Consider the following 24,719-nt stretch of genomic DNA (forward strand, 5'->3'; position numbering starts at 1 on the left):
TTTCTTAAAGAAGGCTTCGTTGGTGCCGTAGGGGCCTAAGTTAAGATCACGCTTGCGGATGGCATCGACGCGATCGAAGGCTTCTTCGGCAACACGCAGGTTTTTCACGTCTTTACGCCAGTAGTATTTGAAACCGTCGAAGTGGGCGTTGTTCGGATACCAGTAGATCACACCCAGGCCTTTTTCAGACATGATAGGCGTGTTGTGGATAGTGGCCCCTGGAATATAGAAGTATTGGCCGGTGCCGAGTTTCTTAAACTGGTTGTCTGCCAGGGTTTGTCCCTCGCCGTTGACCACATAGTAACATTCTGGCTGGCCGTGGAAGTGCGGTGCATGGTCAGACTTACCGCCATCGGTGATGCCGATCACCACAGGGCTATCAGACAGCTCTTTCCAGATATAACCCACAGGGGATTTAGTGCGGTCACAGTCTTTGACTTCCAGGATGTTGCCATCGTCATCTAAGGTCTTACAGAAGCGTTGATCGGCGGCGATACTGTCGTTGGCTTGAATCGTGCTGAAGTCGATCTTGCCCGCTTCCCAATCGGCAATATAGGCCTCGACCTCAGGGTTGCTGCACTGCTCTGGCATAGTGTCTTGCGGTGAGTAAGGTGTGCTGTCGTATGGCACTGGCGTCATCTGCTGAAACGGCAGCTGCGCATGGTTACATTGTGGGCCCTGGGCCACGGCGGTTGTTGAAGCCAGAGCGGCCACACCTAATAGCATTTTTAATTTCATCATTCCTGTCCTATTTTTGCAGCCAATGGCCGCGTTATTTTGGGTGTAAATTTGTGTATGGACTAACGATAAAATGATTGGTTTGTTGTAAAGGTGAAATGGATCACGCCACTTTTTTAACAGCAAACTTATTCGTGACTCAGCTCGCGAATAATCTTACCTATCGCCGCCTATTACAGTGAGAATTGCATACTCAACTGGGCATAGTTTGAGGCCCCGCGGGGGCTCGGGGCAGTCGTCTCTGTTGTGGTGTCCTGAATCTCATAGCGCCCGAATTCGACCCCGACGCTGAGCGCCGGCGTGAGATCGGTAAACAGGTTGACGCCCCAATGGTAGCGGTCGGTCTGTTCGACCTCTGTGGTGGTGCGCCCATAGAAGATGGTCGAGCGGCTGCGTTCGCTCCAGAAATGGCGATAGGCAAACATGCTTGATAGCGACGTCTCTATCTCGCCCTCTATGATGTCCCTAGCGGCATCTGTGCCTACATAGCGCCCCAGGTTGCCGTAGTGCAGCTGCAGGCGCAGATCGTCTCGTCCAAAGGTGAACAGCTTGGCCCCCACCGACAACCCGCTGCCCCACTGTTTGGAGTCGTTGGCGTCGAGGTAGCGCATCAGTGCCGATATCGACACATTGCCCCAATCACCCGCCTGGTTGTAACGAATAATGGTGTCGGGAAGGTAATCGTTGCTCGTGTCTATCCACTGGTTTTTATCCTCATTCTGTTGGGGAGTGGTGCCGTAGGTGTAGGGGTTTTCCAAGGCAAACTGCCAGTGGGGCGTGCTATAGCGAAATAGCGTCTGTCTGACCATAGCCTGACCGACCAAGGGGCCACCGAGATCGGCGGTTTCGGCAAAGCTGCTGGTGTTGACCAGGGTGGACCAGGTTTGTCCGGCGGTGATGCCTTGATACTGGATGAAGGCATGCCTGAGCCGGGGCGCATAAGAGTTCGAGATGATAGGGTTGCCCTGGCTCGAGCCGACAAAGTCTATCTCGGCGAAGCCGAAGATCTGCTCATGATTGAGTTTGACGTTGAAGCGGCTCTCCTGAGCGCTAAATTGCGTGCGCTTAGCCGGGTCGACGACCCGGCCGCCGCCGCTCCAGCTGTCTTGAAAGGCGATGTTACCGTCGACATAGCGTGCATTGGCCTTGAGAAAACCACCCAGTTCGATGCTGGTGGCATGAGCCGAAGTGGCTGAAAGACTGAGGCAGAAGAGGGCACAGCTTAAGTATGTTTTCATAGTCCTGGCGTCGATTGATGGAGAAAAATTAAAAAAAAAGCCCTATCAGATAGGGCCAGATTGAAAATGCGTTATGCGTGGGGAGCGGCATCTAATCTCAATAAAGGGAAATGACAGAAACCCAGTGAGAGCGATCAGGTTTCTGCCGGGCACTTATGCCAGGTTAGAAATAGTAACCAAAGTTGATGTTGACCCGCTTATCCCAATCGTCGCCAACCTCTGGAAGCCCCACATGGTCGTTGTTAGCGGTTGAGAAGGTCATGTTTTTACCCATCACAAAGTCGACCATGGTGTAGGTCGGGCCGGCGGCGATGGCACAGCCGGTGACGTTCTGCATGCTGTTGTCATAGCTGTCATCGGCAACGTCAGGTGTCATCACACCGAAGTCGTTGTAGCACTTCACGCTACCCCAGTCGGTGTTGAAGGTCTTGGCAAGGTTCACGCTATATGCCTGACCCTTACTGGCGATCTCATACTGCCAGCTCACCACTGAGACCCCAATCTTGTTTGGGTCGACGGCGTCGGCGGCGTCGTATTCATACTGCATGGCCTGCAGCTGAAGGTTCCAGCCCTTGTAGCTGCTGTCTAGGTGCAGCGCGACTGCATAACGGTCACCGTTGTTGCCCGTCTTGTTGTTATAGATCTGACCATACTGCACAGAACCGCCAACCGTGGTCGAGCCGCCTTCATGCTCCATGGTGTAGGTTTGGCGCACGTTGAACTGGTTGGTCTCTTCGTTGTTGTACTCGGTGCCGTTGATGGTGCCCGTGTAGAGATCTGTGGCGTAACGTTTGTTTTCTGTCGGGCCATACTCAGGGTTCTTGTAGAAGGCCAGGTCTGTGTGCCAGCCGTTCTTTTCATAGATAGCCTTGATACCTACATCATGATCATCTTCGAAGCCCAGGTAGTAGGGGATGCCGAACCACCAGCTGTTGGAGATGAAGTCACGGTTACCAAACGGCACCTTGTTGATACCGAACTGCAACTGCCAGTCGGGGTCGATATTGTAGTAGCCGTAGCCATACTTGATATAGTCGGTGCTGGAGGTGAAGCGGTATTCTGCCGCCAGGCCCCAGTCGCCTTTTTGGCCGTTGAACTTGATGGCCGCCATATCGAAGGTCAGGTCGCCGCCCTTGTCCTTAGAGGCCTCGCTATAGTCTTTGTAGCCATAGTTAACACGTACTGCACCGCCAACATTGATACCGTCTTCCTGTTCCCCGGCAAACGCCGTTGAGCCAGAAAGGGCTATCGCGGTGGCGACCATAGACAACATAAATTGAGTGGTCTTTTTCATCATCATTACCTATTAGTATTTTTAAGTATTTACGTCAGAATTTGTTACATCTCACCGAACCAGGTGCGGTGACATTCGGCGCAGACTGGCGCCTTCTTCTCGTGTTCGCCATGGCAGGCCAGGCAGCTCGCGCCTTGGTTATAGTGCAGAGACTTATGGGGATGGGCCTCTGGGATGGCCAGCTTGCTCTCGTCTACCGGGATGCTATTGATCTCGCCGTGACACTCGACGCAGGCGGCATCTGTGGCGTTCTTCTTGCCTGAACCCTGGTGACAGCCCTGGCAGCCATCTTGGTAGATAAACTCGTGGTTGGTGCGTCCCTGAGTCTTGCCCTTCATCTTGACGAGATCGCCGGCGTAGACGCTTGAAGACAGTGCGAGTCCCAGTAGGAGGGTTAAAATAGATTTGTTCATAGTGATTAAGCCTGCGCGTCAGATTTGATGGTTTCAGAAACGACGATTCCCATCGCCAAACATTCCAGACAAGAGGTCGAGCTGAGTCTGGCCTCGCCGTGAACGCCACCTGTGACCTCGCCAATGGCATAGAGCTTGTTGATGGGTGACATGGAGCGGCCATCGATGACCCGGGCGCCGAGATCTGTCTTTAGGCCACCCATGCAGTAATGCACTTTCGGCCAGATGCGCGAGACTACATAAGGGCCGGTCAATACCTCGGCCGTGTCCATCTTGCGGTTGAATAGCGGGTCTTTACGGGCGTTAACATGGCCGTTGTACTCGCTGATGGTGCGTTTTAGCTCGGCCGCAGGGATAGTAAACTTGCTGGCTATCTCATCTAGGCTGTCCAGTTTCCAGGCCATCTTGTCGCGCAGCGCACGCACTACACGGTCGTCATCCTTGTACTTTTCGTAGTTGAACAAGACTACTGGGTAGGCCGGACTGTTGTCTGGATAACGGTTTTTCATGATGGCCTCGGAGCAGGTTTTACGGTCTGCACGTTCGTCCATGAAGCGTTTGCCATTGAGGACGCTGATGGCGGCGCCTTGGTGCCAACCAATTGAGAGCAGCGCATTTGACCAGCCAAAACCGCCCTCATCGGGTGAACCCCAGTGGCCGGTTTGAATCAGGTTCATGTGCACCGGCAAGGCGCCGTGTGCCATGGCGGTTAGCGTGACTTCCCCAGTCGCGCCAAGGGCGTTGGTGCAATCTAAGGTTGGATCGAGTGAAGGGTCGACCATTTCGCGCAGCTTCATGTTGCGGGCGAAGCCGCCATTGGCCAGGATCACGGCCTTGTTGGCTTTGATGTAGACAGTGCTGCCGGTCTTGATGTCGGGGAAGCGATAGTTTTTACGTACCTTGAGACCGACTATGGTTTGGCCGTCCATGATGAAGTCTTCGATATAATGTTGCAGACGGTACTCTACCCCCTCTTTTACACCTGCCTCATACAGCTTGGTGGTGATGTCGCCACCCGTACCATGCTGTGTCCGTATGGCGCGAGCCTTGTTATGGCCGCCGACCTGAATGTTGAAACCATCGCGGAACTTGACGCCTGTGCCTATGCATAGCTCATAGGCATCGAGGGCGCGATTGGCGATCTGACGCAGCGCCGCCTCGTTCTGCATGCCGCGGCCAGAGATGATCTGGTCTTTGACTAACTCTTCGGGAGAGTCATCTTTGATGCCCTGTGCCAGCTGAATCGGGTTCTTGGGGATGGCTAGCCAGCCGCCATTGATGGCCGAATTGCCGCCGATGACCTGCATCTTTTCCAGTACCAATACCGAGCCGACGCCTTGTCGCTTGGTATTGAGCGCCGCCGACAATCCGGCAAAGCCGGAGCCTACGACGATAACGTCATGAGACTCGTCCCATTGTATCTCTTTGCACTCTTTGGCTAAGGAGGTGGCGGGCATTGCCGCGGCCATGCCACCTATGGCGGCTCCCGCACTAAGCTTTAAAAAGTTTCTTCTGTTGTGCATTGCTAATGTCCTCTGTCTCTTTATGCAGGCAAAGATAGAGGTTCTGCTAAGCGTTAAAGGTGAAGTAAGTCACGGCTTTTTTTGAGTGGCAAACTTATTCGTGAACCATGTCTCGAATAAGTTTTCTGAAATGTTTCTATGCTGGCGAAATGTAGGCGCTAGTGTATCTGGGCGTAAATTTTTCTGCGTGAATGTTTGTTTGACGTGATTCACAAAGCCAGACAGTAGCGGCCGTTTTACGTGAGGTTTGTCCCGATTAGTTAAGGGGTCACTGTAATTCGAAAATAAATTGGGCGCATACTCTCGCCTCCTCCACGATAAGGGTGTAAACGATGAAATGTCCCACCGATACTTTGCCAATGATGCGTTGCAATCAGATCTTGGATGCTGCGGAGCAGCTTATCGAGTCTCAAGGGATAGTGTCATTTAAATTCTCTCAGTTGGCGAAAGAGGTGGGTTGCTCGACCGGGACACTCTATAAATTCTTCGAGCGAAAAGAAGATGTCTTGGTCTGCCTCTTCCTGAGGAGTGCGACATCGAATCATTTACCCATCTTTATCGATAAACATCCGGAACTGACGGCGCAGGAGAGGGTGCTCTTGCCTATCATGTTCACCTTCGAGACCATTAAACGCAGCAAGAGCTTTTTCACCCTGCGCTCGGTGTCGGTCAATACCATGGTGTGGCAGCTTGCCAGCGACGAAAAAATTGAGCGATTTAAGAAGCGAATCAATGCCTTTTGGGGCTGGTTTACCGAGTCGTTGCACCAGGCGGTAGAGAGGGGGGAGCTGGAGGCGACCCCCTTGCAGGTTAAGGAGCTAGTGCAAGGCATCACCTTCTATCTGACCGGTTCGCTGACCCAGTTTGAAAGTCAGTTGATCGCGCCCGAGTACCTGTCAAATCGACGTGAGACCTGTTATCGCCATCTCGCCAAGTTGATGGGGCAGTATCGCTGGCATAGGCCATTAACCCCTGAATTATTCGATTCGCTTGAGGCACAAACCACGGCGTTTTTCGACCAGCACTATCGTGATCATATGAGCTGCGCCGCCTGCAGTGCGCTGACGAGCGTGAATTTGCAGGATTCCCCCCAGTGTACTAGGGCCTGTTGACCTTTCAAGTTTAATTTTTGTTCAATCTAAACGCGTTTTGCGCGAGGCGAGAGCCATGAAGCATAGTTACTCTATGTGAATGGCGAACAACAAAGAAATCGTCTGGAACGATTTCTAACAGCGTAGCTGACCGCCTGCGGTGAAAGGCAGGAAGCCTTTCATAAAGTGCAGCGCGCGTTTAGATAAACCCGTTGGGCAGCGTTTGTAGGCCATTTCTACAGCGTTATCGCCAGTTTGTGTAGAGGACTACACGGCACAGGCTCTGCCTTGTATAAATCACCTTCAAACTGCTGCAAAAACAAACGAAAAAGATCAACAGGCCCTAGGCATAAGCTCACCGAAAAAAGCCCTCGATAGGTCGAGGGCCGGGCCAAATTTGTCGCGCTGGTGTGATTAGATGAGCAATAGAGTGGCCCTAAAGGTTTTAGCAAGATGATGCATTCCCTTTCTCGCCTTGTGCTGAGTTGCCGCCCGGTCGCAATAAGGAGGAAAAGCCTTAGGTATAAGAGCCAGGCTGTTTAAAAATCTGTACTGCATAGAGGATGAAGAATTTCGTGCCAGACCGCTTATGGCTTGACTTTAAAGCAGGGCGTCCATAGTCTGCTAGATCAGTATTCAAGGTGGTATGCAATGCAAATAAATTATAATTTAAAACCTGCGTCTGAACGCCGAACACAGCAGTTTAAGCCTGAAGCCAATGTGGGCTTCGGTAATCTTAGAACTGACCATATGTTTTTGATGGATTACCGCGATGGGGAGTGGCGGGATCCGAGAATCGTATCTTACGGACCATTCGAGATGGCACCGGGTGCCATGGCACTGCACTATGGTCAATCCATCTTCGAGGGGGCTAAGGCCTTCATGCATGACGATGGCGAGATCTATACCTTCCGTTTAAACAAGAATGCCGAACGTCTCAACCTGAGCGGCGAGGTGATCTGTATTCCGCCTATACCCGAGGCGATGCAGCTGGCGGGTATCAATGCGTTGATCGATGTCGATAGGCTATGGTTTCCGATGCAGGAAGGGGCCTGCCTCTATATTCGTCCTTTTGTATTTGCGACCGAAGACAGACTGTCGGTGAGTCCGAGCCAGCAGTACACCTTCTGTGTCATGCTGAGCCCAAGCGGCGCCTACTATGCCGATGGTTTCGATAAGGCGATTCGTCTGTTGATCACCGAACGTTTCCACCGCGCGGTATCGGGCGGCACTGGTGCCTCTAAGGCGGCGGGCAACTACGCGGCCTCGTTGAGAGCGGGCAAGGCGGCGGCAGAATATGGCGCGGCCCAGGTGTTGTATCTCGATGCCAACAACAAGCAGATCGAAGAGGTGGGCGCGATGAACCACTTCCATGTGCTAAAAGATGGCACCATCATCATACCTAAATTTACCGATACCATTTTGAAGTCTATTACCTCGCAATCCATCATGGAGCTGGGGGAGACCCTCGGCTGCGAGGTGCGTCAAGAGACTGTGATGCTGGATAAGTTTATTGCCGATATCGAGTCTGGCGAGATCGTCGAGGCCGGTGGTTTTGGTACCGCCGCCGTGGTGTCGCCTGTAGGCTCCTATATCTTCGAAGACCATAGGGTTGTGACGGTCGGCGATGGTGAGGTGGGCGAGCATACCCGCCGCATCTATCAGGTGTTGACGGATATTCAGAAGGGCAAGCGTCAGGGCCCCGAAGGTTGGATGCAGAAGGTTGAGCGCGTCGCGCCTTAACCCCTAGCTATGCCCGTGATAGCTATACCAATGATAGCTATACCCATGAAAAGAAAAAGGCGCCCAGGAGGCGCCTTTTTTAATCGAATGTTACGGTTGCTGAGACCCGAACTGGCTGGGCCGTCTTGTTGTAAACCGTGGCGTTAAATCTCTGCTGGCTAAATCTGGTGAGCAGTGCTTGTTTCTGTTCGGGGGAGAGGGTCAAGTCGTCGAGTTCAAGATCCACTAACTGCCCCGACCCATTGATGCCAAAGCTGATGTTGAGCTTCTGTTTTTGTTCTACCAAACCTTTCCAATTCAGGGTGCTGTCTTGTATGACCCAATACTTGCTTAGCTGAGTCGGGGTGACTTCCAGATAGTCTCTTGGAGTTTGGGTAATAGCATTACTCTGGCAGGCGGAGACAAGTAGCGGTAATGCGAGTAGCGCAGCCAAGCGAAATAGTGATGATAGTTTGTGTCTGGCGACAACATGGAGTGGGTTCACAGCAACTACTCTCCGTTAATGCGTTTTTATGCATATATCTTGCTCATTTAGGCGGTCAAGTATATTAGCATTCACTTAAAAGTTGTAGTCAGTTTTGTGACATTTACAATAATTTGGCGTTAAAGATGAGTGACACTTGCTTAATATAGAGAAAAGGCCTTGCCGGAAGGGAGGGGCAAGGCCTTTTCGAGTCGATGCCAACGAGTGTTCGCTGGCATGAACCTGGTTGATGCTACTCTGCCTGTAGCGCCTTAAGTCGTTTCTCTGTGTTGATTCGGCCCTGCTCTATGTGACGGCGCATCAGCAGGCTAGCCAGTTCGCCATCACCAGCGGCAATGGCTTCGACAATGCGTCTGTGTTCGGCGATCGCCTTGATCGGTCGCGTCTCGCTGGTGCATTGATAGCGATACATGCGCAGCAGATGATAGAGGTTGCCGATGAGGGTTTCCTGCAGATGTTTGCTACCGCTCGCGCGTATGATGCGGTAGTGAAAATCCACATCGCCATCTTGCTGAAAATAGGTATCGCCCTTGGCCAGCGCTTCTTCCTGGCTATCCATCAGACGCTGCAACTGCATCAGCGCTGTGGGAGTTATATGCTTCGCGGCCAGTTCGCAGGCCATGCCTTCTAACACGCTGCGCAGACGATAGAGATCGCCCAGCTCATCTATCGACAGCTGAGCGACGCGGGCGCCGACGTGGGGAATTCTGACGATGAGGCGGCGACGCTCCAGGGTCAACAGGGCTTCCCGTGTGGGGCCGCGACTGATGCCGTATCGCTGGGCGAGCATCTGCTCGTTGATCTTACTGCCAGGGGCGAGTTCTCCCTTAATGATACTGGTCTGGATTGCCTGCAATGCCTTATCCGCCAGGGTGAGTGCGGGCGTCTCAGTGTCTATGGTGTTTAATGCGTCTAACGCCATCGGCTTGCTCATTAAGGGATAAGAGGAGTAATGAAGTTAGTGCGGATGTTATGGATTGTCAACAATCTGTCGGTAAAACTTAAGTCTAACCCGGGGTTTTAGCCTTTAATTCGTCATTTTATGGATGGCTCAGGGCTTTGTTGGATTGGTATTGTAGACAACCTTAGGTGTTCGCCGCCCGAAAAGGCGACGAACCCAATAAGATTAGCGACTCTCTGCCAGAGATGGGGTCTCTTCGGTGATCAGCTGATCTGAGTTATAGCGGGTCAAGATCTGATGAATCTGCTCATCTTTCTGTTGCCAGACGCCATTGAGCCAACGCTGGAACTGAGCACGACACTCGGCGTCGTTGAAGTATCTCTGGTCGTCGACCTCGGGTACCGGCATAGATTCGATGCGTACCACGATACGCTTCACCTTGCCGTGCATTACTTGCGATAGTGTGTTGTCGGCCGAATCTGGGTAGACCAGAGTAACGTTGAGTAGGCTGGTAAACTGCTCGCCCATGGCCGAGATGGTAAAGGCGATGCCGCCTGCCTTGGGACGCAGCAGGTAGCGGTAAGGAGAGCGTTGACGCGCCTTCTTCTCCGGGGTGAAACGACTGCCTTCCACATAGTTGATGATAGAGGTAGGAATGCTCTTAAACTTCTCGCAGGAGCGGCGAGTGGTTTCCAGGTCTTTACCCTTGAGCTTAGGGTTTTTACGCAGCTGCTTGGCACTGGTACGGTTCATGAAGGGCATGTCCAATGCCCAGCAGCCCAGGCCGAGGAATGGCACATAGAGCAGCTCTTTCTTGAGGAAGAATTTGAGCATAGGGATGTTGTTACGCAGCACATAGGTGAGGGCGGCGATGTCAAACCCGCTCAGGTGATTGCTGATCAGCAGATACCAGCCATCTTTCTTCAATCCTTCCAGCCCCTCTATGTCCCACTCTATTTTGGCGATTAGAAACAGTATGCCACCATTGACGCAGGCCCAGCTCCACATGCAACGATTCATCAGATGCGAAATGCCGGTTCTCAGTGGTGCGATCGGCAACAGCAGCTTAATTAAACCGCCGATGCAGATGATGCTGCTCCAAATGACGGTGTTGATGATCAACAGCGTCAGGCTGAGCACGAATAGTAGCGGGCCGGGTAAAAAATTTAGCATCTTTTTAAAACACCTTATCTGCGGTTATTGCTCTGCCATTTGGGTCAACTTGGCATCCTTTTCTTGCCAGATGCGATTGAGCTGTTCCTGGAAACTGATCTTATAGGCGCGATCGTTGAGGTAGTCGCCGCGCATCTCTGGGGCAATGTCGCTGACCTTGATGTGTACCCGGATCTGTTTGACCTGCCCAGAGATAAAGTCCCAAAAGCTGGGCGTCTTGCCCGGGTAGTAGATGGTGACATCGACTAATTTATGGATCTGATTGCCCATGGCCGATAGTGCGAAGGCCATGCCGCCCGCCTTAGGCTTGAGCAGGTGGTTAAATTCCGAGTTTTGCTTCTGATGCTTCTCGGGTCTAAAGCGCGTGCCCTCGACAAAATTCATCACGCTGACCGGCTTAGTCTTAAACTTGGCACAGGCCTTACGGGTGATCTCGATATCTTTACCCCTGAGCTTGGGGTTCTTGCGTAGCTGAGCGCTGCTGTAGCGGCGCATGAAGGGGAAATCCAGCGCCCACCAGGCGAGGCCAAGCACAGGCACGTAGAGCAGTTCCTGCTTCAGGAAGAACTTCAAGAAGGGGATCTTATGGTTGAAGATGCGCTGTAAGACTAAGATGTCGACCCAGGATTGGTGGTTGGCGATCACCATGTACCACTCCTTGAGGGAGAGATCCTTGTCGCCCTCAACCTGAATATCCACCCGGTGAAACAGGCGCTCGATAAAGGTGTTGACGCTGATCCAGGCGGTCGCACAGTGATCCAGCAGGTAGCTACACAGGGTACGTAGCGGCGTGATGGGGATAAGTTTTAATATACTTACCAATAAGATAGGTAATACCCAAAAAAGGGTGTTGATGACATAACAGCTAAATGCCAAGCTGCCTCTTATTAGTGATAACACCGCGCCCATTAAAGCCCCCATAAAAAATTCGGAGACCTATGTTACTCGCCTGAGCCCATTTGCTCAATCTTATCCTGTTCATCTTGCCCAGATAACCCTGATTTATCTATGGACATATCCAGGGGCTATTGGCCTTTCCAGTCAGTTTTACTGCCGGTTGCAGGCGTTTTATATAAGGCAGAACCTATTGTGGTGCTCGTTGTTGTACAAAAACTGGCGATAGCCTCAGTAAGGCGCCTTTAGGCTATTGAGCAGTCGATCCATGGCGCGATAGCCAAGAGCTTGGGCGATGTGGCGGCGGTCGACGACTGTACTCTGTTCAAGATCCGCTATGGTGCGGGCGACGCGCTGGAGCCTGTGATAGCTGCGTACCGACAGGCCTAGCTGGTTAACGCTCTGCTCGAGAAACTCGAGATCTTGCTGGTTAAATCCTGCCGTTTGCGAGAGTTGTTTGCCGGTCAGCTCGGCGTTGAGTACCCCTGCGCGGCTCAGTTGACGCTCCCTTGCCTGGTGCACCCGCTGGGCAACATCGCGGCTGGATTCGCTGCGCTCACCTGTGGTCAGGGTGCCCTGGGGCAGACGCGGTACCTCTATAGTGAGATCGAAGCGATCGATGAAGGGACCCGACAGTCTGGCGAGATAGCGCTGGATCTGATCCTGTGTGGCCCTGGCGTTAACGCTGTCGCCGCAAGGGCTGGGATTCATGGCGGCGATGAGCTGAAAACGGCTGGCAAAGGTGAGTTTGGCGGCCGCACGGGAGATCACCACCTCGCCGGTTTCCATCGGCTCGCGCAGGCAGTCGAGCACCTTGCGGGGAAACTCGGCAACCTCGTCGAGGAAGAGCACGCCGCGATGGGCCAGAGAGATCTCCCCTGGCTTGGGATGGCTGCCGCCGCCCACCAGTGAGATGGCCGAGCTGGTGTGATGAGGACTGCGAAAGGGACGTTGATAAAAGGCCTGCATGGGAATGCTGATCCCCGCCACCGAGTGAATGGCGGCGACCTCTAACGCCTCATCATAGTCCAGTGGTGGTAGCAGTTGCATCATGCGGCTGGCGAGCATGGTCTTGCCCGTGCCCGGAGGACCGAGAAACAGCAGGTTGTGATTACCGGCGGCGGCGATCTCCAGCGCGCGCTTCGCCTGATACTGGCCGATCACATCGCTGAGGCACTTGTGGTCCGTGTCTGCCTGGGTATCGAGCCACTCTAGATCTTGTGTCAGTCCAGGCAGGGAGGTTTGTCCGTGCAGGTATTGGGCTAAAGCTTGCAGGTGGGCGGCGAAGAAACATTTACGGTAGCCCACCAGTTCGGCATCGGCGCGATTGTCTAGGGGCAGGACTAAGGCCTTATCCTGTTTACGGGCATCTATGATCACCGGCAATATGCCGGTGCAGGGCCTTATTTGTCCGGAGAGAGCCAGCTCGCCGATGAACTCATGATCCCTTAAGTGGGTATCGGGTACCTGTTTGGAGGCCGCCAGTATGCCGATGGCGATGGGGAGGTCGTAGCGGCCACCCTGTTTGGGCAGATCGGCTGGCGCGAGATTGACCGTTATCCTGCGTTGTGGGAACTCGAATCCTGCGTTGATCAGGGCGCTGCGCACACGCTCTTTGGCTTCCTTGACCGAGGTTTCAGGTAGCCCCACCAGGTTGAAGGCGGGTAAGCCATTGCTGAGATGTACTTCGACTGTGACTTCGGGGGCTGCCACGCCCAGGCTGGCGCGCGTGGTGACGCAGGCAATGGCCATAAACAAATCCTTTTGTTTTTGTTATTAAACCTTTTTTAAATAAGTGTAGCAGCAATGAATTATTTGGACTGTCTGTACAAAATTTAGTTGCCTATTGGCCAATTTCTGATAAAAGGTGCTCCATGTTTTCAGCCGCATTCTGTCGTGGCGAATTTCCCGCAAACTTGCATCCTGAGGTGGAATCTCAATCACGTCTTCTGAAGGCGTAGATCACTATAATTGTCGGCGTCTTCACACGGCTTACATCATTTAGGGTTAATGTCACTTTATCCCCTGATACGGGGAGTTCCTGGCCGTCGCTGGCCTGTATGAGGTTTAGGTTAGGTTTAAAATGAGTCTACTAGATAACATCTTGATTATTTTGTTGTTAATCGGCATGAGTTGTTTCTTCTCCATGTCGGAGATCGCCTTGGCTGCGGCGCGTAAGATCCGCCTGCGTCAGCTGGCCGACGAGGGAGACCTGCGTGCGGAAAGGGTGTTGCATCTGCAGGCTCACCCCGGCAGCTTCTTTACCGTGGTACAGATAGGGTTGAACGCGGTCGCTATCATGGGTGGTATCGTCGGTGAGTCGGCCTTCACCCCCTACATTAAGGCGGGTCTGCACTCCTGGCTGGCCGATCCCTGGCTCAGCCAGCTGAGCTTCATCTTGTCTTTCATCATAGTCACCAGCCTGTTTATCCTGATCGCCGACCTGATGCCGAAGCGAGTGGCTATGGCGATGCCTGAGCGGGTGGCTCTGGTGCTGGTGGAGCCGATGATCTTCTGTATCCGCCTGCTGACGCCGCTGGTATGGATTTTCAACGGCCTGGCTAATGCCATCTTTCGCCTGCTGCAGATCCCAACGGCGCGCAACGACCAGGTAACCTCGGACGATATCTATGCGGTGATGGATGCCGGCGCCGAAGCGGGGGTGCTGGACAAGGATGAGCAGCAGATGATCGAGAATGTGTTCGAGATGCAGACCGTGCCGGTAACGGCGGCCATGACGGCGCGCGAGAGCCTGGTCTATTTCCTGCTGCAGGATGATGAAGAGGTGATTAAGCGTAAGATCGCCGAAGATCCCCATACCAAGTTTTTGGTGTGTGACGGCCAGCTGGACACTATTAAGGGAGTCGTCGATGCCAAAGAACTGCTGATTAGGGTGATAAATGGTCAGAGCATCACCCTCAAGGACAGCTCATTGGTGCATAACTGCCTGATCATTCCTGACAGCCTTAGCCTGTCGGAATCGATGGAATATTTTAAGAATCACAGGGCCGATTTTGCCGTGGTGATGAACGAGTATGCCCTGGTGGTTGGTATCGTGACGACCAACGATTTGCAGAGCGCCGTGATGGGGGCCTGGTCACTCCATGAGAGCGAGGAGCAGATCATCGCCCGGGACAAAGATTCCTGGTTGGTGGATGGCGTGACACCCATTACCGATGTGATGCGCGCCTTCGGTATCGAGGCCTTTCCCCAGAGTCAGAATTACGAAACTATCGCTGGCTTCATGATGTTTATGCTGCGCAAGATCCCCAAGCGCACCGACTTTGTCAATTTCGGTGGTTATAAGTTTGAGGTGGTCGATATCGATGCCTACAAGGTGGATCAGCTACTGGTGACGCGCATCCCCGTCGAGGCTACGCTGCCATTGACCACGGGCGTAGAGCTTTAAATGCTCTTGCTTAAGGGCTGAATTGCCCCAGAGGCGGAGGCGTGTCGATCACCTGTGAGAAGGTCTCATAGTCGCTGTTATTTTGTTTGCTGCGATACATGGCGATATCGGCATGCTTCATCAGGGTCTTCCTGTCGTCGCCATCTTGGGGATAGAGTGCCATGCCTATGCTGATGCCGACGGCCAGCAGGTGGCCCTCGCAGTGAATATCTTCAATCACCGCCTTCTGGATCTGTGCTGCCAGACGCTGCGCCTGGCCGAGTTCGCTCTTGGGGAGGAGCACGGCAAATTCATCACCTCCTAATCGCGCGGGTAAGGCCTGAGGGGGCATGATACGCTCGATGCGATAGGCGATGATCTCCAGCACCTTGTCACCGGCATCATGACCCAGGTTGTCGTTGATCATCTTGAAATCATTGAGATCCATCATGATAAAGGTAAAGGATGAACCATTTTCTTTAATCAGGCGCTCCATGGTTTCATACAGCATGTGGCGATTGGGCAGATCGGTCAAAGAGTCGTGATAGGCCTGGTAATGTTTATCCTCCAGTGTGTCTTGCAGTTTGACTATGGTCTTCTTGCTCATCTTCACAACCAGCCAGACGAAGGCGCCGCCGGCGGAAAACACCAGGGAGACCACGGTTTCCAGAGGGCCGATTTCGCGGTTCAGCAGCATCCACAGAAAACCCAGATAGCCGAAAATAAACAGACCTATCATGCACAGCAACAGATACCAGCCCTGACTCTGTGGCGGTTTTAGCTGACAGATCTGATAGGTAGGAGTGAGCGATGCGAGTAGTCCCATCAAACCGATCAGTACGATAAAAATGGCAAAGGCGGTCATGTCTTCCCCTTGTACTGCATATTGGCGTTGAGGCGTCATTCCATGGCATGGACGTGCCATCTTTTGGGGAAAAGGCTACGTCCGGCTCGCCAACTGCTTGAGAGTCATATGGCTGATATATCGGTCTTAAGTATAGGCTAAGTTGGCTGTAAGCATGACGAGCGCCGCCGTTATCTCATCGAAAGTACATTAACGAGTCTGCCTTAGCAGCTGTAGATGGTGTTCCAGCAGCGGGCGTAACTTACCTTCCTTGTTGAGCCTGTCGACCTTGGTATCGAACAACTGCTTAATGGTCTCCTTGTGAGGCGAGTTTTTAGAGATCAGCATGTAGAAGGGTTCAGGCTGGATATCGGGGACAGATATACCGGCGAGTTGGGTGTAAAAGTCATCCATCTTATTGATGGCTAAGGTGCCGCTAAGGGTCTCTTTGCGGGCGAGAAAGAACTGACAGCGCTTCTTGGTGAGCATCTCGGGCAGATGAGCCAGGTTACGGATTTGAAACATGTGAAAGTCTGGCTTGAGGCCAAAGTTTTCATAGTTGAAGTTTCTAATGCCGCACACGCTGCCATAGTCTTTAAGCTGCTCGAGATGCTTTACCTGTACCCCCTTGGGGAAGTCCGTCTTTAGGTAGTAGTAGCTGGGTGTGAGGAAATAGTAAGGGCTGGAGATCAGATAGTCCCGGCGTCGCTCACCGTTGAGTGAGGCGCTCATCGCCGCATCGACCGTGCCTTGTTTGACCTCCTTCAGGCAGCGATTCCAGGGGAGGGCGACCACCTTGTGGCTTAACTCGCTCTGGTCGAAGGCCAGTTTGAGTAGGTCAATATCATAGCCTATGGTGCGGGGCTCTACGCTCTGGTTGCGATCGAAATAGTTGAAGGGGGGGAATTCGGTATTTTCGACACATATGGTGATAGAGGCCGTGGCCATGGCGGGAAGCGCCGAGCATAACAAGGCGAGGCCACAGCATAAGTGGGTGACCCAGAGTCTCCATGACACCATAGCTAACCTCTTGATAATTAGTAGATGAAATCAGTATAGCAGAGGTCTGCACTCTGCCACTTTTTTACTACTTGACCTCATTGAGTTCTTTGACGAAGGCGGCAATCACAGGCTCATCTTCGCGGCTCTTCTTACTGCAACAACCAAGCTCAAAGGGGGGGATCGCCACAGGTGAGGCCAGCTGCTGGATTCTGTCTTTCACCGGACTGTTTTGAATCACCACCTCAGGGGTAATGCTTACCCCACAGCCCAGCGCCACCATGGAGGCGATCGCCTCCTGCCCTGAGACCTGGGCATAGACATTGGCATTGAGCCCCAGTTGCTTGAACCAGTTCTCGATTCTCAGCCGTCCCGGGCCATGTTCCGGCAAGATGAAAGGCAGGCGATCCCAGGGGATGTAGGGCTCGGCCAGCAGCTCCTGCACGGCGCACTTGAAGGTGGGGGCGATGATCACCAGGGGCACATTATCTATCTTGATGAAGTGCAAGGATTCCGGCAGGGATTCGGGCTTGGCGGCGATACTGATGTCGGCGCGGTTCTGCCGCACCATCTCCACCGCATTAGCGGCGTCTCCCGTGGTCAGCGCGATCTCCACCATGGGATGTTCGTTGCGAAAGCGATCCAGCAGTGCCGGCAGGTGACTGTAGGCGGCGGTGACCGAGCAGTAGATGTTGAGGCGGCCGCGCAGCAGATCTTGTTTGGGATCCAGCCTGTGTTTCAGCTTGCTCCAGTTATCTAGGGTCTGCTCGGCAAAGTGGCGATACTCGATGCCGGCATTGGTGAGGGTCACGCTGCGATTATCGCGCTCGAACAACTTGGCGCCCACCTCTTCTTCTAGGCGCTGCATGGCACGGCTCAGGGTGGAGGGGCTGACATGCATCTGCTGCGCGGTACGGGCGAAATGCAGGCTGTTGCTCAGGTGCAGATAAAGTTTGATGGTACGAATATCCAAGATCCCGCCTCGTGTTATCGTCTAGTTGTTGAGCTAAATATTGCATTTTATGCAACGTGATGTTTCGAATATATCATTTTAAGCAATGGAATACATGGGCTATAGTTGATTGCAATCACAGCTTGGCCAAGGCGGTTGAGCCCATATTCAACGGTTTCGTTTTAAAGGTAGGGAATCTGATGGCTAATTACTTTAACTCTCTGAATTTACGCCAACAATTAGAGCAGCTTGGCCAGTGTCGTTTTATGGACCGCAGCGAATTTAGTCAAGGCTGTGACTATATCAAGGGCTGGAATATCGTCATCCTGGGCTGTGGTGCCCAAGGTCTTAACCAGGGCCTCAACATGCGCGATTCGGGCCTGAATATCTCCTTCGCTTTGCGTGAGCAGGCGATTGCCGAGAAACGTGCCTCCTACCAGAAAGCGACCGGCAACGGTTTCCGCGTGGGTACCTTCGAAGAGCTGATCCCGGAGGCGGATCTGGTGCTTAACCTGACTCCAGACAAGCAGCACACGGACGCCGTGAATGCGGTGATGCCGTTGATGAAGCAGGGCGCGGTACTCTCATACTCTCACGGCTTCAACATAGTGGAAGAGGGCATGCAGGTGCGTCCAGACATCACTGTCATCATGGTGGCACCTAAGTGTCCAGGCACCGAGGTACGTGAAGAGTACAAGCGTGGTTTCGGTGTACCGACTCTGATCGCCGTACACCCTGAGAACGATCCTAAGGGCGATGGCCTGGAAGTGGCCAAGGCCTATGCCAGCGCAACTGGTGGCGATCGCGCCGGCGTACTGCACTCTTCTTTCATCGCCGAGGTGAAGTCAGACTTAATGGGTGAGCAGACCATCTTGTGTGGCATGCTGCAGACCGGTGCCATCCTGGGTTATGAGAAGATGGTTGCCGATGGTGTCGAGCCTGGCTATGCCGCCAAGCTTATCCAGCAAGGTTGGGAGACCACTACAGAGGCGCTCAAGCATGGTGGTATTACCCACATGATGGATCGCCTCTCTAATCCCGCCAAGATCGCCGCATTCGAGATGGCCGAAGAGCTCAAGGTCATTCTGCAGCCGCTGTTTGAGAAGCACATGGATGACATCATCAGTGGTGAGTTTTCCAAGACCATGATGGAAGACTGGGCCAACGACGATGCCAACTTGCTGAAATGGCGCGCCGAGACCAACGAGACAGGTTTCGAGAATGCTCCCGAGTGCAGCGAGCAGATCGACGAGCAGACCTACTTCGATAAGGGGATCTTCCTGGTCGCCATGATTAAGGCGGGTGTAGAGCTGGCCTTCGATACCATGGTATCGGCCGGTATCGTCGAGGAGTCGGCCTATTATGAGTCGCTGCACGAGACACCGCTGATCGCCAACACCATCGCCCGTAAGCGTCTATACGAGATGAACGTGGTGATCTCAGATACCGCCGAATATGGCTGTTACCTGTTTAACCATGCCGCCGTGCCATTGCTGCGTGACTATGTCAATCAGATGTCTTCCGAGTACCTGGGTGGCGGTCTGAAAGACGCTGGCAACGGTGTCGATAACCTACGTCTGATCGAGGTGAATGATGCTATTCGTCACACCGCGGTAGAGTACATAGGTGCCGAGCTTCGCGGTTACATGACCGAGATGAAGCGCATCGTAGAAGAAGCTTAATTATCAATATATTAATCCACGATTTTTTAGTGGTTGGGCCGAGTTTACTCAGTTTCGAAACAGAAGAATTGAGTCGGCCCAAGAGTCAAACCCAAGAGTCACATGAGTAGGGAAAAATCTGGTCTTGATTGGCTTGCTAGCGCGGCCCAAGACGCCTGTGAAAGGGCTTTTAACAGATAGTTGCAGGTTTTGGTTGTGTTATTCGTTGGCTTTGTGGTATTGATTAAAAGGTCGACTAAATTGAGTCGGCCGAGATACAGAATTTAAGCAAACAGAGATTAGGAAATACAGATACACCATGTTTAACCAAGCTGCCCTCCTCATTATTGAGATTATTACCGTAGTGATTATTCAATCACAGCGGGGGCATCGCATGGCGCGTCGACACACCTAATCAGGTCAAGATTGCAACAAGAACCCCCGCTCCGAAAGGACCGGGGGTTTTTTGTTTTTAGCACTCATGACTTGCTTAACCCAGAAAAACACTTAAATACGCAGGATAGGGCAGATGGAACAAGGGCAGAAGATCAGAGGCGCAGACGCCGTCATCAAGGCATTGGCCGCGCACGGCGTGACCACGGTATTTGGCTATCCAGGTGGGGCCATTATGCCCATCTACGATGCCCTGGTTGGCGCCCCGGTTGAACATCTGCTCAGTCGTCATGAACAAGGCGCCGCCTTCGCCGCCGTGGGCTATGCCAGAGCCAGCGGCAAGACGGGGGTCTGTTTCGCCACTTCGGGCCCAGGTGCCACAAACCTGGTGACCGCCCTGGCCGATGCCCTGCTCGATTCCGTGCCTTTGGTGGCCATCACGGGTCAGGTCTCTACCGCAGTTATCGGCACAGATGCGTTTCAGGAGATCGACGTGCTCGGCATGTCGCTTTCCTGCACCAAGCACAGCTTCATGGTGACAGATGTCGATGAGTTAGTGCCGACCCTGTACCGCGCCTTCGAAATTGCCGCCTCTGGCCGCCCCGGTCCTGTGCTGGTGGACATTCCCAAAGATATCCAGATCGCCCAGCTGGACTACAAGGCGCCGCTGCAGGCGATACAGCCCGAACCCGAAGTTGAATCTAGCCAACTTGATGCCGCCAGGACGCTAATCGCTCAGGCTCAGCGCCCCATGCTCTACGTGGGCGGCGGCGTCGGCATGGCGGGTGCGGTCGAGCAGCTGAGAGGCTTTATCGACAAGACAGGCATGCCTTCGGTGGCGACCCTCAAGGGGCTGGGCAGCATAGCCCATGATCATCCTGGCTATCTGGGCATGCTGGGCATGCACGGCGGTAAGGCGGCCAACCTGGCGGTGCAGGAGTGCGATCTGCTGCTGGTGGTCGGTGCCCGTTTCGACGACAGAGTCACCGGCCGTTTAGCCAGTTTCGCCGAACATGCCAAGGTGGTGCACTTGGATATCGATATCGCCGAGCTGGGTAAGCTAAGGCGCCCGGATGTGGCCATGGCCGGAGACCTACGTCAGATCCTTCCCGCACTGGCGCAGCCGCTCAATATCGCTCCCTGGCTGGCCGAGATCGCCGCACTGAAGGCGCAACATGCCTGGTGCTACGACAGGCCTGGCGAGCTTATCTTCGCGCCCAAGTTGCTCAATCGTCTGGCGGCCAAGCTGCCCGAGGATAGCGTAGTGGCCTGTGATGTCGGCCAGCATCAGATGTGGGTCGCCCAGCACATGTGGTTTAGACGCCCGGAAGATCATCTTTCCAGTGCAGGCCTGGGTACCATGGGGTTCGGACTGCCGGCGGCCATAGGTGCCAAGGTCGCCAGACCTGACGCCTGTGTGGTGGCCGTCTCAGGCGACGGTTCCTTCATGATGAATGTGCAGGAGCTGACCACCATCAAGCGACGTCAGATCTCGCTCAAGATACTGCTGATCGACAACCAGAAGCTGGGGATGGTCAAGCAGTGGCAACAACTGTTTTTCGAAGAGCGTTTCAGCGAGACAGATCTTTCCGACAACCCGGACTTTGTCACCATGGCCTCGGCCTTCGACATCCCCGGACGCACCATCACCCAGGCGGGTGAGGTGGAGTCGGCGCTCGACGAGCTGCTAAATGCAAAGGGCCCCTTCTTACTGCACGTAAGAATTGATGAGGCCCACAACGTATGGCCTTTGGTGCCGCCCGGCGCCAGTAACCGTGACATGATGGATGAGATGGAGAAGCAGACATGATCTATAACCTAGCCTTAACCTTAGCCCAGCAACCCGAGGTGGTAGAACGTGTCCTGCGAGTCACACGTCACCGTGGATTTAGAGTCACCGAGATGGATATGCATCTGGGTGACAACGGTACCACCCGACTCGGTTTGGTGGTCGAGAGCGATCGCGCGCTCGAACTCCTGAGTCATCAGCTAAGCAAATTGATCGATGTCACCGCATGCGAGGTCTTAGCGCCTCAACAAACGGCGACAAGATACCCCCAACACGCAAGCGCCTAAACGCGAAACAGACAGGTGAGAGAAGATGGCCGCAAAAACAGCAGAATGGATTTGGTTTAATGGAGAGATCATGCCTTGGGGAGATGCCAAGGTACACGTGATGTCGCATGCCTTGCATTACGGCACCTCGGTGTTCGAGGGCATCCGCGTCTACGACACGCCACAGGGACCGGCGGGATTTCGCCTAACCGATCATGTACAGCGCCTGTATGACTCGGCCAAGATCTATCGCATGCCTGTTCCCTATCGTTTCGAGCAGACCATGCAGGCCTGCCGCGACATAGTCAAAAGCAATCAACTCGACAGCGCCTATATTCGCCCCTTGGTGTTTTTTGGTGATGTGGGCATGGGAATCACCCCGCCTAAGGATGCCGAGTGCGATCTCATGGTCGCCGCCTTTCCTTGGGGCGCATATCTGGGCGAGGGCAGCATGGAGCGCGGCGTCGATGTGTCCGTGACCTCCTGGAATCGTCTGGCGCCGAACACGATTCCAACCGGCGCCAAGGCGGGCGGTAATTATCTCTCCTCTTTGCAGATCTCCACCGAGGCCAAGCGCAACGGCTTCGACGAGGGGATCGCCCTAGACGTCAACGGCCTGGTGAGCGAAGGCGCCGGTGCCAACCTGTTTGTGGTGAAGAAGAACAAGCTTTACACCCCGCCTGCCACGGCCGCCATCTTGCTGGGGATCACTCGCGATACCATCATCACCCTGGCGAGAGATAAAGGTTATGAGGTGGTCGAAGAGCCTATGTCGCGGGAATTTCTCTATCTGGCGGATGAGATCTTCATGACGGGAACCGCCGCCGAAATAGTGCCGGTGCGCAGCGTCGATCGTATCGAGGTGGGGGCTGGTGGTCGAGGCCCGGTGACGGCGGCGCTACAGGCGAGCTTCTTCGGCCTGTTTAATGGTGAGACCCAGGATAAGTGGGGCTGGTTAGAGCCGCTTTAAGGCGCAAACCACAGCATATAAGATAAGATTAAAGCCCCGGCCGCCAATTGGCCGCTGGGGCAATATTTCAGCTCAGGTGGCCTGGCCGCCAAACGCAAAATAAGGAAAGTGTCATGGCAAAACTACGTTCAGCTACCAGTACCCAAGGGCGCAACATGGCCGGAGCCCGCGCCCTCTGGCGGGCGACCGGGGTAAAAGACAGCGATTTTGGTAAGCCGATTGTCGCCATTGCCAACTCTTTCACCCAGTTTGTGCCGGGTCACGTGCACCTTAAGGACATGGGGGCCCTGGTGGCGAGCGCCATCGAAGAGGCGGGTGGCATCGCCAAAGAATTTAACACCATAGCCGTGGACGATGGTATCGCCATGGGCCACGGTGGCATGCTCTACTCCCTGCCATCGCGAGAGCTGATTGCCGACAGCGTCGAGTACATGGTGAACGCCCACTGCGCCGATGCCCTGGTGTGTATCTCTAACTGTGACAAGATCACCCCCGGCATGTTGATGGCGGCGCTTAGGCTCAACATCCCAGTGGTGTTTGTCTCGGGCGGCCCCATGGAGGCGGGTAAGACCAAGCTGTCGGATAAGCTGATCAAGCTCGACCTGGTGGACGCTATGGTGGCGGCGGCCGACGATCGCGTCTCGGATGAAGACAGCGAGAAGATAGAGCGCAGTGCCTGCCCGACTTGTGGTTCCTGCTCGGGGATGTTTACCGCCAACTCGATGAACTGTCTGACCGAGGCCCTTGGTCTGTCGTTGCCGGGTAATGGTTCGATGTTAGCGACCCACAGCGATCGCCGTGAACTCTTCCTAGAGGCGGGGCGCCGGGTGATGGCGCTGGCTAACCGCTATTATCGCGATGACGATGAGTCGGCATTGCCGCGCAATATCGCCAGCTTCAAGGCGTTCGAGAATGCCATGGCGCTCGATATCGCCATGGGCGGTTCTTCCAATACCGTGTTACACCTGCTGGCGGCGGCGCAGGAGGCCAAGGTGGATTTCACCATGGCCGACATAGATCGCCTGTCGCGTCAGGTGCCGCACCTGTGTAAGGTGGCGCCGTCGACCCCTAAATATCATATGGAAGATGTGCATCGCGCCGGTGGCGTGATGGGCATCCTGGGTGAGCTGGACAGAGCTGGGCTGTTACACACGGACGTCAGCCATGTGGCGGGCGAGAACCTCAAGGCGGTGCTGGCCAAATATGATATCGCCCAGAGCCAGGATGAGGCGGTGCAGCAGTTTTTTGCGGCGGGTCCTGCGGGTATTCCGACCACAAAAGCCTTTAGCCAAAGTTGCCGCTGGCCGAGCCTGGATGTCGACCGTCAAGCGGGTTGTATCCGCACCCGTGAGTTTGCCTTCAGCCAGGAGGGCGGTCTGGCCGTGCTCTCCGGCAATATCGCCGTCGATGGTTGTATCGTCAAGACGGCTGGGGTCGATGAGGCCAACCATACCTTCGTCGGTCATGCCAGGGTGTATGAGAGCCAGGACGATGCCGTGGCCGGTATCTTAGGCGGTGAGGTGGTTGCCGGGGATGTGGTGGTGATCCGCTACGAAGGCCCTAAGGGCGGTCCAGGCATGCAGGAGATGCTTTACCCCACTAGTTACCTCAAATCTAAGGGGCTGGGCACCTCTTGTGCGCTTATCACCGACGGACGCTTCTCCGGTGGCACCTCGGGTTTGTCTATCGGTCATGTGTCACCCGAGGCGGCGGCCGGTGGCACCATAGCCCTGGTGGAGACGGGTGATCGCATCGAGATCGATATCCCTGCACGCTCTATCACCCTAGCGGTGAGCGACGAGGTGCTCGAGACGCGCCGCCAGGCCATGCAGGCCCGTGGCAAGCAGGCCTGGAAGCCGGTCAACCGTGAGCGCGCCGTCTCCATGGCCCTCAAGGCCTATGCCATGCTCGCCACCAGTGCCGACAAGGGCGCGGTGCGCGATACCAGTAAGCTGGAGGATTAAT

General features: G+C 54.2%; 21 protein-coding genes. 8 read left to right on the top strand and 13 right to left on the bottom strand.

Going from position 1 to position 24,719, the window contains the following annotated elements; translation table 11 throughout:
• The 5 genes from DB48_RS19335 to DB48_RS19355 form a co-directional block, all read right to left on the bottom strand.
• Positions 1 to 741, bottom strand: a 741-nt coding sequence (locus DB48_RS19335) for a cupin domain-containing protein (protein WP_041511860.1), incomplete at its 3' end; no start/stop codon positions are given.
• Between the two features lie 170 nt (positions 742 to 911).
• Positions 912 to 1,976, bottom strand: coding sequence for a hypothetical protein (locus DB48_RS19340; protein WP_041511824.1), 1,065 nt, complete (start codon positions 1,974 to 1,976; stop codon positions 912 to 914).
• A 163-nt stretch (positions 1,977 to 2,139) separates the two neighbouring features.
• Positions 2,140 to 3,273 (bottom strand): hypothetical protein, encoded by a 1,134-nt coding sequence (locus tag DB48_RS19345; protein WP_041511825.1) that lies wholly within the window; start codon positions 3,271 to 3,273, stop codon positions 2,140 to 2,142.
• Between the two features lie 41 nt (positions 3,274 to 3,314).
• Positions 3,315 to 3,683 (bottom strand): cytochrome c3 family protein, encoded by a 369-nt coding sequence (locus DB48_RS19350; protein WP_041511826.1) that lies wholly within the window; start codon positions 3,681 to 3,683, stop codon positions 3,315 to 3,317.
• A 5-nt stretch (positions 3,684 to 3,688) separates the two neighbouring features.
• The gene (locus tag DB48_RS19355; protein ID WP_041511827.1) at positions 3,689 to 5,206 is read right to left on the bottom strand and encodes a flavocytochrome c; all 1,518 of its coding nucleotides are present in this window, start codon (positions 5,204 to 5,206) and stop codon (positions 3,689 to 3,691) included.
• A 332-nt stretch (positions 5,207 to 5,538) separates the two neighbouring features.
• On the opposite strand from DB48_RS19355, the gene DB48_RS19360 reads away from it, so the two are divergent.
• The gene (locus DB48_RS19360) at positions 5,539 to 6,318 is read left to right on the top strand and encodes a TetR/AcrR family transcriptional regulator (RefSeq protein ID WP_041511828.1); all 780 of its coding nucleotides are present in this window, start codon (positions 5,539 to 5,541) and stop codon (positions 6,316 to 6,318) included.
• A 630-nt stretch (positions 6,319 to 6,948) separates the two neighbouring features.
• Positions 6,949 to 8,040 carry a branched-chain amino acid aminotransferase gene (locus DB48_RS19365; protein WP_041511829.1) on the top strand — a complete coding sequence of 364 codons (1,092 nt, stop codon included), beginning with the start codon at positions 6,949 to 6,951 and terminating at the stop codon, positions 8,038 to 8,040.
• Between the two features lie 79 nt (positions 8,041 to 8,119).
• On the opposite strand, the gene DB48_RS19370 is transcribed toward DB48_RS19365, so the two are convergent.
• The 5 genes from DB48_RS19370 to DB48_RS19390 form a co-directional block, all read right to left on the bottom strand.
• The gene (locus DB48_RS19370; protein ID WP_041511830.1) at positions 8,120 to 8,524 is read right to left on the bottom strand and encodes a hypothetical protein; all 405 of its coding nucleotides are present in this window, start codon (positions 8,522 to 8,524) and stop codon (positions 8,120 to 8,122) included.
• 232 nt (positions 8,525 to 8,756) lie between these two features.
• Positions 8,757 to 9,446 (bottom strand): GntR family transcriptional regulator, encoded by a 690-nt coding sequence (locus DB48_RS19375; protein WP_235375448.1) that lies wholly within the window; start codon positions 9,444 to 9,446, stop codon positions 8,757 to 8,759.
• 204 nt (positions 9,447 to 9,650) lie between these two features.
• On the bottom strand, positions 9,651 to 10,598 hold the full coding sequence (locus tag DB48_RS19380) for an acyltransferase (protein ID WP_041511832.1): 948 nt from the start codon (positions 10,596 to 10,598) through the stop codon (positions 9,651 to 9,653).
• Positions 10,599 to 10,622: 24 nt separating this feature from the next.
• Entirely contained in the window at positions 10,623 to 11,507 is an 885-nt protein-coding gene (locus DB48_RS19385; RefSeq protein WP_041511833.1) for an acyltransferase, read from the bottom strand.
• A 216-nt stretch (positions 11,508 to 11,723) separates the two neighbouring features.
• On the bottom strand, positions 11,724 to 13,244 hold the full coding sequence (locus tag DB48_RS19390) for a YifB family Mg chelatase-like AAA ATPase (protein ID WP_041511834.1): 1,521 nt from the start codon (positions 13,242 to 13,244) through the stop codon (positions 11,724 to 11,726).
• Between the two features lie 331 nt (positions 13,245 to 13,575).
• Here DB48_RS19390 and DB48_RS19395 point away from each other — a divergent pair, with 331 nt between their 5' ends.
• On the top strand, positions 13,576 to 14,901 hold the full coding sequence (locus tag DB48_RS19395; protein ID WP_041511835.1) for a hemolysin family protein: 1,326 nt from the start codon (positions 13,576 to 13,578) through the stop codon (positions 14,899 to 14,901).
• 10 nt (positions 14,902 to 14,911) lie between these two features.
• Here the strand turns inward: DB48_RS19395 and DB48_RS19400 are convergent, their stop codons facing one another.
• The 3 genes from DB48_RS19400 to ilvY form a co-directional block, all read right to left on the bottom strand.
• On the bottom strand, positions 14,912 to 15,784 hold the full coding sequence (locus tag DB48_RS19400) for a GGDEF domain-containing protein (protein WP_082035690.1): 873 nt from the start codon (positions 15,782 to 15,784) through the stop codon (positions 14,912 to 14,914).
• 150 nt (positions 15,785 to 15,934) lie between these two features.
• Positions 15,935 to 16,744 (bottom strand): substrate-binding periplasmic protein, encoded by an 810-nt coding sequence (locus DB48_RS19405; RefSeq protein WP_052813881.1) that lies wholly within the window; start codon positions 16,742 to 16,744, stop codon positions 15,935 to 15,937.
• A gap of 67 nt (positions 16,745 to 16,811) precedes the next feature.
• A complete protein-coding gene (gene ilvY, locus DB48_RS19410) occupies positions 16,812 to 17,696 on the bottom strand; it encodes an HTH-type transcriptional activator IlvY (protein ID WP_041511838.1) in 885 nt (294 codons plus the stop codon).
• Between the two features lie 179 nt (positions 17,697 to 17,875).
• Here ilvY and ilvC point away from each other — a divergent pair, with 179 nt between their 5' ends.
• The 5 genes from ilvC (at position 17,876) to ilvD (ending at position 24,718) form a co-directional block, all read left to right on the top strand.
• Positions 17,876 to 19,357, top strand: a complete 1,482-nt coding sequence (gene ilvC, locus DB48_RS19415; RefSeq protein ID WP_041511861.1) for a ketol-acid reductoisomerase — start codon at positions 17,876 to 17,878, stop codon at positions 19,355 to 19,357.
• A gap of 508 nt (positions 19,358 to 19,865) precedes the next feature.
• The gene (ilvG, locus tag DB48_RS19420) at positions 19,866 to 21,539 is read left to right on the top strand and encodes an acetolactate synthase 2 catalytic subunit (protein WP_041511839.1); all 1,674 of its coding nucleotides are present in this window, start codon (positions 19,866 to 19,868) and stop codon (positions 21,537 to 21,539) included.
• Positions 21,536 to 21,805 (top strand): acetolactate synthase 2 small subunit, encoded by a 270-nt coding sequence (gene ilvM / locus DB48_RS19425; RefSeq protein WP_041511840.1) that lies wholly within the window; start codon positions 21,536 to 21,538, stop codon positions 21,803 to 21,805. Before ilvG ends, ilvM begins: the two co-directional genes overlap by 4 nt.
• A 25-nt stretch (positions 21,806 to 21,830) precedes the next feature.
• Positions 21,831 to 22,754 carry a branched-chain amino acid transaminase gene (locus DB48_RS19430; RefSeq protein ID WP_041511841.1) on the top strand — a complete coding sequence of 308 codons (924 nt, stop codon included), beginning with the start codon at positions 21,831 to 21,833 and terminating at the stop codon, positions 22,752 to 22,754.
• Positions 22,755 to 22,867: 113 nt separating this feature from the next.
• Positions 22,868 to 24,718: a dihydroxy-acid dehydratase gene (ilvD, locus tag DB48_RS19435; RefSeq protein WP_041511842.1), complete on the top strand. Its 1,851-nt coding sequence runs from the start codon at positions 22,868 to 22,870 to the stop codon at positions 24,716 to 24,718.
• Position 24,719 lies beyond the last annotated feature (1 nt).

Source organism: Shewanella sp. cp20, from assembly GCF_000832025.1.
GTDB lineage: Bacteria > Pseudomonadota > Gammaproteobacteria > Enterobacterales > Shewanellaceae > Shewanella.

Excerpts from the sequence above, each read along its gene's own strand:
- DB48_RS19340 (WP_041511824.1), bottom strand. The coding sequence starts at position 1,976 with ATGAAAACATACTTAAGCTGTGCCCTCTTCTGCCTCAGTCTTTCAGCC.
- DB48_RS19345 (WP_041511825.1), bottom strand. The coding sequence starts at position 3,273 with ATGATGAAAAAGACCACTCAATTTATGTTGTCTATGGTCGCCACCGCG.
- DB48_RS19350 (WP_041511826.1), bottom strand. The coding sequence starts at position 3,683 with ATGAACAAATCTATTTTAACCCTCCTACTGGGACTCGCACTGTCTTCA.
- DB48_RS19355 (WP_041511827.1), bottom strand. The coding sequence starts at position 5,206 with ATGCACAACAGAAGAAACTTTTTAAAGCTTAGTGCGGGAGCCGCCATA.
- DB48_RS19360 (WP_041511828.1), top strand. The coding sequence starts at position 5,539 with ATGAAATGTCCCACCGATACTTTGCCAATGATGCGTTGCAATCAGATC.
- DB48_RS19365 (WP_041511829.1), top strand. The coding sequence starts at position 6,949 with ATGCAAATAAATTATAATTTAAAACCTGCGTCTGAACGCCGAACACAG.
- DB48_RS19375 (WP_235375448.1), bottom strand. The coding sequence starts at position 9,446 with ATGGCGTTAGACGCATTAAACACCATAGACACTGAGACGCCCGCACTC.
- DB48_RS19380 (WP_041511832.1), bottom strand. The coding sequence starts at position 10,598 with ATGCTAAATTTTTTACCCGGCCCGCTACTATTCGTGCTCAGCCTGACG.
- DB48_RS19385 (WP_041511833.1), bottom strand. The coding sequence starts at position 11,507 with ATGGGCGCGGTGTTATCACTAATAAGAGGCAGCTTGGCATTTAGCTGT.
- DB48_RS19390 (WP_041511834.1), bottom strand. The coding sequence starts at position 13,244 with ATGGCCATTGCCTGCGTCACCACGCGCGCCAGCCTGGGCGTGGCAGCC.
- DB48_RS19395 (WP_041511835.1), top strand. The coding sequence starts at position 13,576 with ATGAGTCTACTAGATAACATCTTGATTATTTTGTTGTTAATCGGCATG.
- DB48_RS19400 (WP_082035690.1), bottom strand. The coding sequence starts at position 15,784 with ATGACGCCTCAACGCCAATATGCAGTACAAGGGGAAGACATGACCGCC.
- DB48_RS19405 (WP_052813881.1), bottom strand. The coding sequence starts at position 16,744 with ATGGTGTCATGGAGACTCTGGGTCACCCACTTATGCTGTGGCCTCGCC.
- ilvC (WP_041511861.1), top strand. The coding sequence starts at position 17,876 with ATGGCTAATTACTTTAACTCTCTGAATTTACGCCAACAATTAGAGCAG.
- ilvG (WP_041511839.1), top strand. The coding sequence starts at position 19,866 with ATGGAACAAGGGCAGAAGATCAGAGGCGCAGACGCCGTCATCAAGGCA.
- ilvM (WP_041511840.1), top strand. The coding sequence starts at position 21,536 with ATGATCTATAACCTAGCCTTAACCTTAGCCCAGCAACCCGAGGTGGTA.
- DB48_RS19430 (WP_041511841.1), top strand. The coding sequence starts at position 21,831 with ATGGCCGCAAAAACAGCAGAATGGATTTGGTTTAATGGAGAGATCATG.
- ilvD (WP_041511842.1), top strand. The coding sequence starts at position 22,868 with ATGGCAAAACTACGTTCAGCTACCAGTACCCAAGGGCGCAACATGGCC.